The organism is uncultured Fibrobacter sp. (genome assembly GCF_947305105.1).
GTDB lineage: Bacteria > Fibrobacterota > Fibrobacteria > Fibrobacterales > Fibrobacteraceae > Fibrobacter.
Genome location: NZ_CAMZCS010000003.1, coordinates 132,099 through 145,572 on the forward strand (window position 1 = coordinate 132,099; position 13,474 = coordinate 145,572).

Here is a 13,474-nt window from a genome sequence, read left to right on the forward strand (position 1 = left end):
ATGTTAAGGAAAAGGGGACAAATATGGTAAAGAAATTTGCTCTTATATTGATGGCCGTGTGTAGTGCGGCTTTTGCGGTAAAAAGCACTTTCAAAGTGGAAGCTGCTAACGTCCCAAACGGGACAATTCAATTCTTTGGAAATGAGTTTGCTAACGATTCGTCGGTATATGTTGGCGCAACGGTGGGTGTACTTTATACTCCGGCAACAGGCTATGTATTGGAAAGTGCGAAAGCCTATAAGACTGCAGATCCCACCGAAGAAATTACGCTGCAGGAAGTTTCCAGTAACAATTACAGTTTCACGATGCCTTCGGCAGAGGTGACTCTCTCGGGATCGTTCAAGAAGGGTTCCTACACGGTTACGGTCAATGGTTGCACGCTGTTGGATTGCCCGGATCCTGTAATCAAGGAATTCGGATCGTCGGTCTCGTTCATCGTTAAAAAAGCCTCCAACTTAAAGGGAGGATTTGAAATAGGTGTGAGCGGCCTTGGTAATGGAGCAATCACCTCGTCGTCTTCAAATACTTCTGAAGGGACTGAATATACATACACCTTCACGATGCCAGGAAATGATGTGACCTTTAATATGACGGAGAAGCTTTCGGAAGCTCCGACCCGTTACGAGATTACCCTTAACGGTTGTGATGGCCTGAATTGCTCCGCTCCTGATTCCGCGGATGTGGACGATGAAGTGACTATTAGCATTCTCAACACCGATAGCGTGAGGACCACTGGAGTGGAAATTGCCGGTTTTGACAATGGCGATGTCGTGAGAAAGGTTGATAACGCCGATTCGACCGTCTATGTTATCAAGATGCCCAGTAACGACGTGACTTTGTCCATTTCTTCCGAAGCGATGACATACCTGGTTTCCGTCCAGAAAGCTCAAAACGGGACTATTTCGTACACAGGAGATTCTTACGTTAAATATGGTTCCAATGTCTCGTTCACAGTGACTCCCGACGAGAACTATGAGATTGATTTTGTAAAGGTGGTGAATGCCGTGGATGTGTCAAAATCGGTTACCCCGACCAAGAAGAACAATGTTTACACCTACAAGGTCCCCGGTTTCAACACAATCATTGCCGCCGCGTTCAAGGCTGTGGCTGGCTCCTCTTCGAGCGCGACGAGTTCGCAGAGCAATAGTTCCAGCAGCTCCAAAAAGGTTGAATCGTCGAGCAGCAGCTCCGATAGCCAGAGTTCCTCGTCTAGCGAAGACAACGGTTACTATTGCGTGAATGTGGAACCGGACGAAAATGGTGAAATCCTGATGGCGGGTTCGTTCTCTAAACAAAACAAGAACTGCACTCTCGAAGGGAACGAAATTACGCTGGGCGTTTATCCTGAATCGGGTTACACTTTGGAATCCATCTCGGTCAAGAAGAAAAATGGCGACAAGGTCAATTTGGTGCAGGATAGTTCCACGTACAAGTTCACGATGCCCGGCTCTGATGTGACCGTAAAGGCAACCTATAAGGTTGGCGAGTACGAGGTCAAGGTAGAAGGCTGCGGCGAACTGAAGTGCGAAGTTTCTAAAACTAAGGCAAAAGCTGGCGACGATATCAAGGTGACGATTACTCTTGTGTCTGGGTATACTGGCTTTACGCTCTCGGCAAAAGGAGTCACAAGCATCGACAGGAAAGATTCCGGTGCGAAAACGAACCTCACGTTCAAGATGCCCGGCAACGACGTGACCATAACGGTCGAACCGCAAGGAAAGTCGAACACGGCAACTTCTAGCAGTTCGAGCAAGGAAGGGGGCGATAGCAAGTCGTCCAGTTCCGGCAAGAGTAGCTCCAGTAAGAGCAGTTCCAGTAAGGGCAAGGATGCTATTCATGTCTCTGCCCAGCTGCCGCAGTTTAGCGTGATTGCTGCCGACCGTCAGATTCTCGTTTCCGGCGTTCCGGCAGGTGCCGACTACTTCTTGCTCGACATCAACGGCCGCGTGATGTCCCAGGGCTGCTCTGTTGCTCAGGACTTCGCGATTGCGGTTCCCCGTGCGGGCTATTATCTGCTCCGCGTCGGCAATACCGTGCGTACCGTGAACGTCCAGTAACGTTGTAGGTGCGTCTCCATGTCCAAGGCTATTGCCGGGCGCAAGTACCGGCATTACAAGAAGGCGACGATGGTTTACACCGTCGTCGTGGCCGATGCCTTGGATTGTGAAAGCGTTCGGCCTCTGGTTGTCTACCGTAGCGAATACGATTCGCCCGACCATCCGAAGGGGACGGTTTGGGTGCGTTCCCGAGAAGATTTCGAAAGCAAGGTGACGCTTGCCGATGGTTCTGTCGTGGACCGCTTCACGGAAATTTAATTGCCGGATTGAATCGTCCGTCCAAAATTTCTAATTTTGGCTAAAACGCTTTTTACTATTGCCAAGGAGTTTTTATGGGCGGCTTTTGCGGGGTTGTTTCCAAGGACGATTGCGTTAGCGACTTGTTCTTCGGAACCGACTACCATTCACATCTCGGCACTCACCGTGGCGGCATGGCGGTGCTGAAATCAAACGGAATGTTCCATCGTTCCATTCACAATATCCAGAACACGCCGTTCCGCAGCAAGTTCGAACACGACCTTGCTTCGTTCTCGGGTAAGGTTGGTGTCGGGGTTATTTCCGATACCGATCCGCAGCCGCTTGTCATGACGTCCAAGCTCGGGACGTTCGCGATTGTCACTGTCGGGCTCCTGACAAATATCGAGGAACTCAAGGACGAACTCTTCCGCAACAACTGCATGCAGCTCCAGTATTCCACGACGAGCGGCATGGTCGGACCGACCGAGGTCGTCTCCGCACTTATCGCGACCCGTGATTCGATTGTGGATGGCCTCAAGTACGTTCACGAGAAGGTGAAGGGTAGCTGCTCTGTGCTCCTCATGGATAGCACGGGAAGGTTCTTCGCAAGCCGTGACAGATGGGGCCGCACGCCGATTATCCTCGGCAAGAAGGACGGCTCGATGATTGTCGTCCAGGAAAGCTGCGCACTCCATAACTTGGGCTACGACTACGTCCGCGACCTGGGCCCTGGTGAAATTGTGGAACTCACTCCGGATGGCGACGTCACGCTCGTCGAACCCGGCAAGAAGATGGCCATTTGCTCGTTCCTTTGGGTGTACTACGGCTACCCGGCATCCAGTTACGAAGGCCGCAATGTCGAGATGACGCGCTACCGCTGCGGTTCCGCTCTCGCCAAGAGAACTCCCACCGAAGCCGATGCCGCCTGCGGTATCCCGGATTCCGGTACGTCGCACGCGTTAGGTTATGCACACGAAGCCGGCATCAAGTTTGCTCGCCCCTTCGTCAAGTACACGCCCACGTGGGCCCGCTCCTTCATGCCGCAAGACCAAAAACAGCGCGAACGTGTGGCTTCGATGAAACTCATCCCGATTCCTGGGCTCATCAAGGACCGTCGCCTTGTGTTCTGCGACGATTCCATCGTGCGCGGCACGCAGCTTGGCAAACAGGCTCAGAAACTTTATTCGCTCGGATGTAAAGAGACGCACATGCGTATTGCCTGCCCCCCGCTCGTTTATCCGTGCAAGTTCATCAACTTCTCTCGTTCCAAGAACGAGTACGACCTGATTACGCGTCGCTACATTCGCGACCAGGAAGGCGAGAATCCGGAAATCGAGAAGTACACCGACCCGGATACCGATGCCTACAAGGGAATGGTGGAATACATCCGTCAGAAACTCAACTTGACGACGCTTGCATTCCAGCGTATCGACGACGTGGTCCATGCCATTGGCCTCCCGGCAGAACAGCTTTGTACGTATTGCTGGAGCGGCAAGGATTATGCCGAGACCGGTGATTGCTACCACTGCCCCTGCGAAGAATGCCACGAGAAGTCGAAGAAAGAATAAAAGAACTTGAAATGATAATGCAAAAATGGCGGGTTTGACCCGCCATTTTTTTTACCCTTTTGCAAGTAAATCCAGCAGTTCCTGGTCGAGCCTTTCGGGGTTGTTGTACTGCGGCAGGTCGTTGTGCAGCGACTCTCCTTTGGAAACAATCCCGAAGTCCAGATTCTTGTAGTTCCAGTAGCTGTAGCCTACGTCGGCATCGCGCAGGATATCCATGAAGTCGTGCATCCAGGCCATCTGGTATTTGCGCGGCACTTGTACGTAAACTCCGAATTCGTTGCAGGCGACGGGCAGGTCGTATTTGGCGCGGAAGTCTAGCGCATTCTGGATGCTTGCTTGTAGCCTTGCCTTGTCCCATTTGCCGTATTCCACGTCAAGCCGGGTTTCGGCGCCTTGTTCGGGTGCGGCGTAGTCCCCAGGCCAGGGGCGTTCTATTTTGAAGAACGGGTCGGTGATCCAGGCGGCACCTTGGTGGGTGAACGTCACGGGGGTGTAGGTGTGGAAACTGTAGATGGCGTTGTCGTCGTCGAGCGGAGTCAGGTACTGGAATTCGCGGGCGCTGTTCCACTTGTTGCTCCCGACCACGATGGTGTTCTTGGGGGCATGCTTGCGGATGGCCCAGAAAATTTCGTCCTTGACTTTGTCCCAAATCCGGGAATCGGTGGCGGCAGGCTCGTTCAAGAGCTCCATCATCACGCGGGGCTCGTTGCTGTAACGCTCTGCCATGTAGGCCCAGACTTTCGCGGTGTCTTTGCGGGCATCGGCGCTGACGAAGAACGGTTGTTCCTGGTACGAACCCAGGTGGAAATCGTGCCCCGGGCACTTGTGCAGGTCCAGGATGACGTCTAGGCCGGTGGCCTGGATATCGCGGAGGGCCTTGTCGAGCAGTGCGAAAACCTCGTCCTTGGGCTTGAGTCCTTCCGTTTCGAACAGGTTAAAGTAGTCCACGGGCAGGCGCACGTGGTTGAACCCCGCCTTGTGGATTCGCGCGAAATCTTCGACGGAGAGGAATGTCCGGATGTGCTCCAGTATTCCGGGAAAACCCGCAGGATCCTTTTCTTCGATACAGTCGACTTGGCTAAACCAGCCGCCCAAATTCACTCCGCGCAGTCGTTCCCGCTTCATAACATCCCTTTGTTTGTTGTTGAAATAACTATTCGGCGGAGATCGTCAGGTCTTCGTCGGCAATGTTCAGCCCCATGATGACTTCCATGTCATCGGGGAGAGCCTTGAAATCAACGACAAGTCCGATTTTCTTTTCGTCGTCCTTCTGCTTCTCGAACTGGACGACGTCGTCAATCTTCATCTTGATCACGGCTTCCTGGGTGACAGGAATTTCAAGGATCATGCCCTTGCTGATCGGTCCTTCGACGATTTTTCCCTTAAAGACTAAACTGCTCTGGTCGTCTCCGACGGAGGTTTTCTTCACGTGAAATACAGCCATTATACCTTAATCACTATCTTTAATCGTTAGTTCTGTGGATTGCCTTTTTAGGCTAGCGAAGAAAAGTTAATTTTTTTGCATGAACATTTGCGTGGGTCGTATTCCTTTTTTGGTCTGTGCGCCGTTCTTTCACGATTTTTTGAGAGAGAACGCCGGATTGCCCGGTGTCGAATTCGTGGACGGGCCACCCAGTGCCCATTGTGCAGGGCTCAAGGAAGGGCGTATCCACCTTTCCCCGGCATCTTCTGTCACCTTCGCGCAGAAACCCGGAGCGTTCGTGCTGTCGCCGGAACTTTGCACCTCTTGTGGCTTCGAGGTCCGTTCGGTCAAGCTTTTTTCCCGTTACCCCATCGAGGAACTTTCGGGCAAGTCCGTCCGCATGACATCGCAGAGCGAAACCTCTGTCGCGCTGTTGCGGATTATCTTGGAAGACCGGTTCTCGCTGAAGCCGGATTATGTCTGTGGCGGTTCTGTGAGCCTGGCAGACGATGCGTGCCTCCTGATTGGAGACCAGGCGCTCGAGGAGAACGAACGGCACCGGTTCGCCTTCGGCTACGACCTCGGGACGCTGTGGCAGGCTTGGCAGGGAGTCCCGTTCGTGTTCGGGGCGTGGGTCATCTCGAAAGCTGTGCTTGGCCCAGATTGCCGCCCGACTGTGGAACGTTATATGGAATTGACGCAAGAAAGCATCGATAAGTTCCGCGAAGACAAGGCTCACGCATTGGACCTTTGGCTCGCAAAATATCCCGTGAACTTGCCGCGCCCTGTGGTGGACGAATACTACAATGCACTGGACTACCGGTTCACGGAGCAGCGCAAGGAATCGCTCAAAATGTTCTTCGAATATGCGTCCCGCCGTGGTTTGGTGCCTTGTGTCCCTCGCTTGGAGTACCTCTAGAGCGCCTTTTTGATACGGCAATTTGTTATAAAGATGTTACATTGTGCGGGAAAAAAGCCTTTTTCCGCAAAAAAGAAAGATTAGCAAGATTTCCTATTTTTCGGGGTATTCTTTTTCGGTAAAAGAATATTAGATTAGTTGTGCTGTGACCTAGAGGCTATGTGTCACAGAAAGAGGGAAACATGGTTGAGGAAAGAATTCTCATTGTAGACGACAATGTCGAAATGCTGGATAAGACCAGCGCGCTTTTGTCCCATGTCGGGTATAGTGTCGTGACATGCACTTCGGGCGAAGAGGCTCTTGAACGGCTGGAACACGAAAGGGTAGACCTTGTCTTGCTCGATATCAACATGCCGAGCCTGAACGGATTCGAAGTGTGTCTCCGTATCCGTCAGATGTACGCCCTGGACGATTTGCCGATTATCTTCCTCACGAGCCGCGAGGATTCCGACAGTGTCACGAAGGGTTTCCATTCCGGTGCTTCTGATTTTATCAGCAAGTCCGCCATCGCCGACATCTTGCTTGCGCGTGTCAACGTGCATATCCGTTTGTCCAGGACACTCCGGTTCTTGCGCGACATCTCGCTTACGGACGATTTGACCAAGTGCTATAACCGCCGCCATGCCATGTACACCCTCAGGGAATGGTTCTCCCGCAGCAAGCGCTATGGGACTTCGTTCTCGCTCGTGTACTTTGATTTGAACGGTCTCAAGTTGGTCAACGACAAGTACGGCCACCAGGCAGGCGACCTCTTGCTGCGCAGTGTGGTGGGTGTCGTCAAGAAGCTCTTGCGTGATTCCGACGTGCTGTTCCGCATGGGCGGTGACGAGTTCATGGTGCTATGCCCCGATACCGACAGGCAGGGTGCGCTGACTTGCGCAGAACGTATGCAGAACGCCGTGTCGGGCATTACCATCGTGGACCAGTCCGTGACCTTCGCCTATGGCATAGCCCATTCCTCCGAAGATTACAAAGACATGGACGACATGCTCCACAGTGCCGATGCCTCCATGTACGAGTGCAAGAAACAGATGCACGCCGGGAGAAAATAAGGAATAAATTCCTTGCTTTGAAATTCAAATGGCGGGTTTTGGCCCGCCATTGCTGTTTAATCGATATAGCCTGGAACTACTTTATCGCATCGAGCAGGGCTTTCAGCTTGTTTGCGATGGTGTCCCAGTCGCCGGCAGCCATGAGCGTCGGGTTGAAAATGCTTGCTCCGAACGAGACGAGGTTCGCTCCCGCCTTGAAATAATCCTGGGCGTTTTCCGCATTGACTCCGCCGCAGGCCATCAGCGGGATGTCGCGGAAAGGGCCGCGCAGCGCCTTGATGTATTCGGGGCCGCCTACGCAGTTGACCGGGAAAATCTTCACGGCCGTGGCACCGAGGTCAAAGGCTTTTTGCACTTCGGTCGGCGTGAGTGCCCCCGGAATGATGGGGATGCCTGCCGTACACGAAAGCCGGATGATTTCGTTGCGGGTGTTCGGGGTGACAATGAATTCTGCTCCAGCGGCAAGAGCCTTTTCCAGGTCGTGCCCGTGACGGACTGTGCCTGCGCCGACTGTGATGCCGTGAGGTTTGGCAGCCGTCTTGAGCGAGGCGATGATTTCGGCGGCATTCGCCGTGTTCATCGTGACTTCGATGGCTTTGAGGCCACACTGGGCGGCCGTCTTGACGCACGCCTCTTCGGCGCCTTGGGGAATGTCGCGGAGAATGCCCACGACCGGCATCGGTTTGATAAATTCTAGCAAATCCATAGTTATAGTATAGAAAATAGACGGAGGGGCGGCATTGGGTGCCTACGGACGGGTGGGGAATGAGGGGAATAAAGAAACCCGCTATACTAAATGTAAATAGCGGGTTAGATTATGAGAGAGTAGATTGAGTTTTATTTCATTTTGAACGTCTGGATGGCAAGCGGTTTGCCGTTGGACGTAAGCTTTGCGATAATGGTTCCGTGACGGGGGAGCCTTTCAAGGCCTATATCGGCGCGTGTGCCATCGAATGTCGATTCCATCAGTTGGTTACCGAGAAGGTCAAAGAGCTTCAACGTCTTTGTTCCCTGTGCGGTCGTCATGACAAAGAGCCTCTTGCCGCTTAGTTGCATGCGGGCCTTGTGGCTGACTTCGACTACCCTGGCTATGTGATTATGGACGTCGGTTGTTTTTCCCGGACCGTAGCCCCATAGGAGATTGCCCTTGCTGCGGATGACGATATACGGATCTTTGGGAGCCTTCTGGATGTCGCCTTGGTCCTTGTCCCATTCGGGAGCCCCGTCATAGGCGGGCGCGTCGTTAGTTTTGGCATGGCTAGTAAAGCTCCAGCCGTCAACGATATTGGCCTTGGCTGGGGTGTGGTTTATGCTGCATTTCCCGTTAACGAGCGAACCTGCGGTGGCCACCAGATCTAGTCGAATCTGGCTCCCGTAATTAATGGAATCTATAGGAATTTCTTGTACCCAGGTGTATGTTTTTTTGTCTTTGTCGAACGAGTCTTCGATTATATAGGGAGGATTATTTTTAACGAAGTTTTTAATTTCGTCGTTTCCATCGCAAAGTTCGTAGTATCCGGCAATGTTGAGTTTATGGCACAGATCCAGTTCGAAGAGGGTTTTGCAGGAATCCATGTCTTCTTTGGTCGCTTCAAAATATATGTAGGCTGTAACGCTGTCCAAATTGTCCAGGGTACCGTTTTCGATGGAGATGCTGAAAAAGTTTAGATCGGCCCATATGTAACGATAGACCAATGGGTAGATGTTTCCGACAAATGGTATCTTGGGGTCAGTCTTGCAACTGTCGCACTTCTTTTCGTAGTAGTCGCTTCCACCGTTACTTGCGATGGTGAGGGCCGACATGAGAAGTGCAGAAGCAAAGAGGCAGGTTTCTGATATATTGTATTCTTCCCAGCTCATGCTTGATCCCGGGTTCCATTTGTTTTCCTGGCCTGGCCGCGCGCCTCCCAAAATTGCACCGACGGGACACCTGTACTTGTAATCAAGGCCGGGAGACATACTCCCTTCGGGGTTTGCGGCTCTGTGGTGCGGATGGGCGTCGTTCTTGTCGCCGACTCCGTAAACGAGGGAGATATCCCAAGGGTTCATTCCGAAGAGGTAGTTCAGCTTGTTGATGGCGACTTGGAATGTTTCTTCGGACATAAGGCTGGATGCCGTGATGTTGGGGAGCGTTTCTCCTTGTTTCACAATATTTTTTGCGACATCTGCATAGGCAAGGAGGTCAAATATGTTGCCTACCTGGCCGTAGTTATAATACCGTTGTGTTGTGGAAAGCATGGAGAACCATACATGGTCTTCTGTCGCGAATATTCGATTGTCGGGGGGCAATCTGAAGTCTTCGTGTCCTATTGGAATCGATAATTCGGCGAGATTGAACCCCAAGAGATCTATGACTTTTTCGATATACTTGAGGCGATCGCTGGCGCTGATGCCGTATTTGGTGCTCGTTGTTGAATCTTTCAGGAGTAATTTATAAAAGGCATACAGGGCGTAGATCTGTGTGCTGGTCCAATCCGTATTCTGGCCCATCTTGCGCAAGCCGAAACTTTCCCACGTCATCCATTTGCCAATAGTGTCTTTTGCGGCATCGTCCAGATAGTCCATTTTCTTGGTTGTCTCGTAGGTGGCGTAATGGAGCGCTATAGCGGCGACGGACAGATCGTCATAGGAAGTGGAGTTGCCGTTATAGGCCGGAGTCGCCCAGCTTTCTGCTTTTATGTTATGGACATAGGTCTTGCCGCCGTCGTATGTTCCAGGACCACCACGGTTCCAAGTCTTAAGTTCAAGGTTCTTGGCGAATTCGTACATCTTTTCTGCTACCATAAGGCAGCTGTCGGCAAAAGCAGAATCGTATTTGGCGTAGTCCTTGCCCAAGATGGCGAGTCCCGCGGCGATTTCGGCCGAAACGTTGGAGCCAAGTTCGCCCAAGCGGACATCGCGTTCGTCGGCTCCTCCGCGACCAGTTATCGCGATGTTGTCCTGTACTTCGGGACGGCCCCAGTATCCGTGGTCGTAGTTATAATTTCCGATAGAAACGGGCATTTTGTCTATAACGCCGTTGGCTACGCGGTAAGCCCTTAAGAAGAAGTCGGCTCCGTGCTTGGCTTCGCGTAGGATATCCGGGATGCCGTCGGTCTTTTCAAATTCACCCTGATTGTAGGCGTAGTGGTCTACATCCTTGGAGGGATTGGTGGCCGACATCACGGCAAGTGCCGTGAAGGAGAATGCTTGCGACTGCGATTCCTTCAGGTGGTCTCCGCAATCGTACCAGCCACCCTGCAGGTCTCCCTCCTTCAGATAAGTCGTGTCGGTCACGGCATTGCCTGTTACAAGGTTGACTAATTTGCCGCCACCGTCTTTCTGGTGACTCGGCCCGTGAAACCAGGACTCGGAGTTGCCACTGCGCTGGATGCCGAAAAACTTGAGCGAAGCGTCTTTTGCCATGGTGTAGACGTCGTCGCTGACGATAAAGGTGCTGGAAATCTCGTTGCCGACTTTGATGCGCAGGCGTGTCCCGGTGGGCACGGATTGGGGAATGTTGCCGATGAAAATTTTTCCGGAGGGGCCTGTGAAATCAACTTTGTAGCGAATGTTGTCCGACGATCTGCGGTCTGGACCGGCGATAATGGTCCAGCTACTCTCTGTTTCGTTCTCGCTTGTGGTAAAGGTGCCGGTTATTTTGGTGCTGAGGGACTTGCCGTAAGCATCGACAACCTCGAATCCTTCTGCCTTGTCGCCGATGAAGTAGAATCGGCGTTCCTTGTCGCTTTTGAGATAGCCAACCTGGTTCACGCGGATGGCGGAAATCTTGGAATTGAGGGCGTCATAGTAGACCTGGTCCAAGGTGTCGGGGATGATTTCTCCCGCCTTGAAACTTGCAGGAGTCTTGGCAAAATTCAGGGGATTGACGAGTTTGCTTCCTGTAGTGTCGAACTTGTCGAACGCCGTGGAATCCCAGCTCACGGGCCAGGTGGGGCGAATCAGATCGTAGGGAGAAGTGGCAGCGAATGCTGCGGTTGCAGAAAGAGACGCTAATGTGGCGACTGTTGCAAGGGCTCCCTTTTTGTATCGAAGCATAACATCCTCCTGCAACGTAAAATAATATAACATCGCTTACTTTGTTCGGTGTTAAAAAAGTAAGCTTAAAGGCGTGAGCTATGTCACGCAATCTTGCTTTATTCAAACCGGAGCGCTTCGATGGGGTCGAGCCGGCTCGCCTTACGTGCGGGGTACCAACCAAAGAAGACTCCCGTGGCAAAGCATACGGCAAAGCTCACGATGACGCTTGTAATGGAAACGCTCATGGGCATGCTGAAGAAAGTCTTTACGATTTCGGAAGCGGCGATGCCGAGCATGATGCCGATGACACCGCCCAGGAGGCTGATGATGACGGATTCAAACAGGAACTGGAACATGATGTCGCGGCTGCGGGCCCCGATAGCCATGCGTAACCCGATTTCCTTGGTGCGTTCGGTAACGGACACGTACATGATGTTCATAATGCCGATACCGCCTACGAACAAACTGATTCCTGCGATAATCGTGAGTACGAGCGATATCAGGTCCGAGGTGCTCGTGACCATTTGGATCATTTCTTCTTGCGTGAATACGCGGAACGGGTCGGTGGGCTTTGTCCAGTTGCGGCGTTCCTTGAGGATTCCCATAATCTCCTCGGTCGCCTTTTCGGCATAGCCTTCGCCGATGGAGTTCGCATAAATTTGCCGGATGTTCGTTGTCGCCGAGAACCTGCGCATCACGGTCTGGTAGGGCGTGAAAATCACGTCGTCGTTGTCTTGCCCAAAGTCGCCGGAGCCTTTAGCCTTCAAGGTGCCGATGACTTTCAGCGGAATGTTCTTGTAACGGATAGTCTTGCCGATGGGGTCGCCTTCGGGGAACAGGTTCTTTGCGACAGTCTGGCCTATAACGCAGACTTTCGCCATGCGGTCGGTGGCATCGTCGAACATCACGCCGTCTTCGATTTCGTAGTTGCGGATTTTGAGGTAATCGGCAGAAACGCCAGAAAGCGACGTGGGGGAGTTGTTGTTGCCGACAATGGCTTGCCCGTTCACGGTCATCATCGGGGAGACACCGTTAATGTAGGTTGCCTGCTCGCGGATGGCGATGACGTCGGCTTCTTCGAGCGATTCGGTAGATTCCATCTGCACGCCGCCGCGCCTGTCGCGGTTGGGCATGATGATGATGGCGTTCGAGCCCATCGAGGTCATCTGTTCCTTGATGGAGATGCGGGAGCCTTCGCCCATGGCGACCATGGCAATTACGGCTGCGACACCGATAACGATGCCGAGCACCGAGAGGAAGGTGCGCATGCGGTTGCGCAATAGGGCGCGGAGGGAGATTTTTATGAGAGTTAGTGGGGACATTATCAATTATCCATTATCAATTATCAATTATCAATTATCAAAAATCTCCGGTGGTGGCAGTGCTTCGTATGCGGCTTTTGCGTCTTGGATGTTCTCGTTGATGATGTCCTTCTTTACGAGTCCGTCGCGTAGCGTGATGGTCCGGCCGCTGAATGTAGCGATGTCGGGTTCGTGCGTCACGAAGGCGATTGTTTTCCCTTGCCGGTTGAGTTCCTGGAAAATCATCATGATTTCGTAGCTCGTGCGTGTGTCCAGGTTCCCGGTGGCTTCGTCGGCGAGGATAATTACGGGGTCGTTCACCAATGCGCGGGCGATGGCGACCCTCTGCTGCTGGCCACCCGAAAGCTGGTTGGGGAGGTGGTTCATGCGGTCGGCGAGCCCGACCCTTTCGAGCGCCTTGATTGCCCTGCGGCGCCTTTCGGCAGAGGAAACCTTCGAATTGTATAATAGAGGCAGTTCCACGTTCTCGATGGCGGTGGTGCGGCTCAACAGGTTGTAACTCTGGAATACGAACCCGATTTTTTGGCTGCGGATGCGGGCGAGGGCGTCGCGCTTGAGTTTTTCGGTGTGTTCGCCATCCAGTATGTAGTGCCCGGCGGTGGGCCTGTCCATGCACCCGAGAATGTTCAGCATGGTGGACTTTCCGGAGCCGCTTGCTCCCATGATGGTCACGAATTCGCCTTTGTGGATGTCGAAACTCACTCCTCGCAGCGCATGTACGGTCTCGTCGCCCATTTTAAAGTCGCGACGGAGGTTCTGGATAGAGAGAATAGGGGATGTGTCCAAAATAAATTCCTTTTTGCCGAATTAGATGCCTTGTTTTGTGATATGGATGCAACCTTTTTGTCAAAAAAATATATTTTTCATCACAAACCT

11 protein-coding genes are annotated in these 13,474 nt (G+C 52.6%); 5 read left to right on the forward strand and 6 right to left on the reverse strand.

What is annotated here, in order from left to right; translation table 11 throughout:
- Positions 1–23: 23 nt before the first annotated feature.
- The 3 genes from Q0Y46_RS02690 (at position 24) to Q0Y46_RS02700 (ending at position 3,862) form a co-directional block, all read left to right on the forward strand.
- Positions 24–2,057 (forward strand): hypothetical protein, encoded by a 2,034-nt coding sequence (locus Q0Y46_RS02690; protein ID WP_297944578.1) that lies wholly within the window; start codon positions 24–26, stop codon positions 2,055–2,057.
- An 18-nt stretch (positions 2,058–2,075) separates the two neighbouring features.
- The gene (locus Q0Y46_RS02695) at positions 2,076–2,315 is read left to right on the forward strand and encodes a DUF1653 domain-containing protein (protein WP_297944583.1); all 240 of its coding nucleotides are present in this window, start codon (positions 2,076–2,078) and stop codon (positions 2,313–2,315) included.
- Positions 2,316–2,389: 74 nt separating this feature from the next.
- The gene (locus Q0Y46_RS02700) at positions 2,390–3,862 is read left to right on the forward strand and encodes an amidophosphoribosyltransferase (RefSeq protein ID WP_295681069.1); all 1,473 of its coding nucleotides are present in this window, start codon (positions 2,390–2,392) and stop codon (positions 3,860–3,862) included.
- A 51-nt stretch (positions 3,863–3,913) separates the two neighbouring features.
- Here Q0Y46_RS02700 and Q0Y46_RS02705 read toward each other — a convergent pair whose 3' ends face one another.
- Positions 3,914–4,987: a glycoside hydrolase family 5 protein gene (locus Q0Y46_RS02705; protein WP_295681071.1), complete on the reverse strand. Its 1,074-nt coding sequence runs from the start codon at positions 4,985–4,987 to the stop codon at positions 3,914–3,916.
- 28 nt (positions 4,988–5,015) lie between these two features.
- On the reverse strand, positions 5,016–5,306 hold the full coding sequence (locus tag Q0Y46_RS02710; protein ID WP_295681074.1) for a hypothetical protein: 291 nt from the start codon (positions 5,304–5,306) through the stop codon (positions 5,016–5,018).
- A 79-nt stretch (positions 5,307–5,385) separates the two neighbouring features.
- On the opposite strand from Q0Y46_RS02710, the gene Q0Y46_RS02715 reads away from it, so the two are divergent.
- Positions 5,386–6,204: a menaquinone biosynthesis protein gene (locus Q0Y46_RS02715; protein ID WP_297944587.1), complete on the forward strand. Its 819-nt coding sequence runs from the start codon at positions 5,386–5,388 to the stop codon at positions 6,202–6,204.
- A 182-nt stretch (positions 6,205–6,386) separates the two neighbouring features.
- Entirely contained in the window at positions 6,387–7,256 is an 870-nt protein-coding gene (locus Q0Y46_RS02720; protein ID WP_295681079.1) for a diguanylate cyclase, read from the forward strand.
- A 76-nt stretch (positions 7,257–7,332) separates the two neighbouring features.
- Here Q0Y46_RS02720 and Q0Y46_RS02725 read toward each other — a convergent pair whose 3' ends face one another.
- The 4 genes from Q0Y46_RS02725 to Q0Y46_RS02740 form a co-directional block, all read right to left on the reverse strand.
- Complete coding sequence (locus Q0Y46_RS02725) at positions 7,333–7,962, reverse strand: bifunctional 4-hydroxy-2-oxoglutarate aldolase/2-dehydro-3-deoxy-phosphogluconate aldolase (protein ID WP_295681084.1); 630 nt, start codon at positions 7,960–7,962, stop codon at positions 7,333–7,335.
- 131 nt (positions 7,963–8,093) lie between these two features.
- Positions 8,094–11,294, reverse strand: a complete 3,201-nt coding sequence (locus tag Q0Y46_RS02730) for a glycoside hydrolase family 9 protein (protein ID WP_297944591.1) — start codon at positions 11,292–11,294, stop codon at positions 8,094–8,096.
- Positions 11,295–11,392: 98 nt separating this feature from the next.
- Positions 11,393–12,598 (reverse strand): ABC transporter permease, encoded by a 1,206-nt coding sequence (locus Q0Y46_RS02735; RefSeq protein WP_297944594.1) that lies wholly within the window; start codon positions 12,596–12,598, stop codon positions 11,393–11,395.
- A gap of 30 nt (positions 12,599–12,628) precedes the next feature.
- Positions 12,629–13,333, reverse strand: coding sequence for an ABC transporter ATP-binding protein (locus tag Q0Y46_RS02740; RefSeq protein WP_366522468.1), 705 nt, complete (start codon positions 13,331–13,333; stop codon positions 12,629–12,631).
- Positions 13,334–13,474 lie beyond the last annotated feature (141 nt).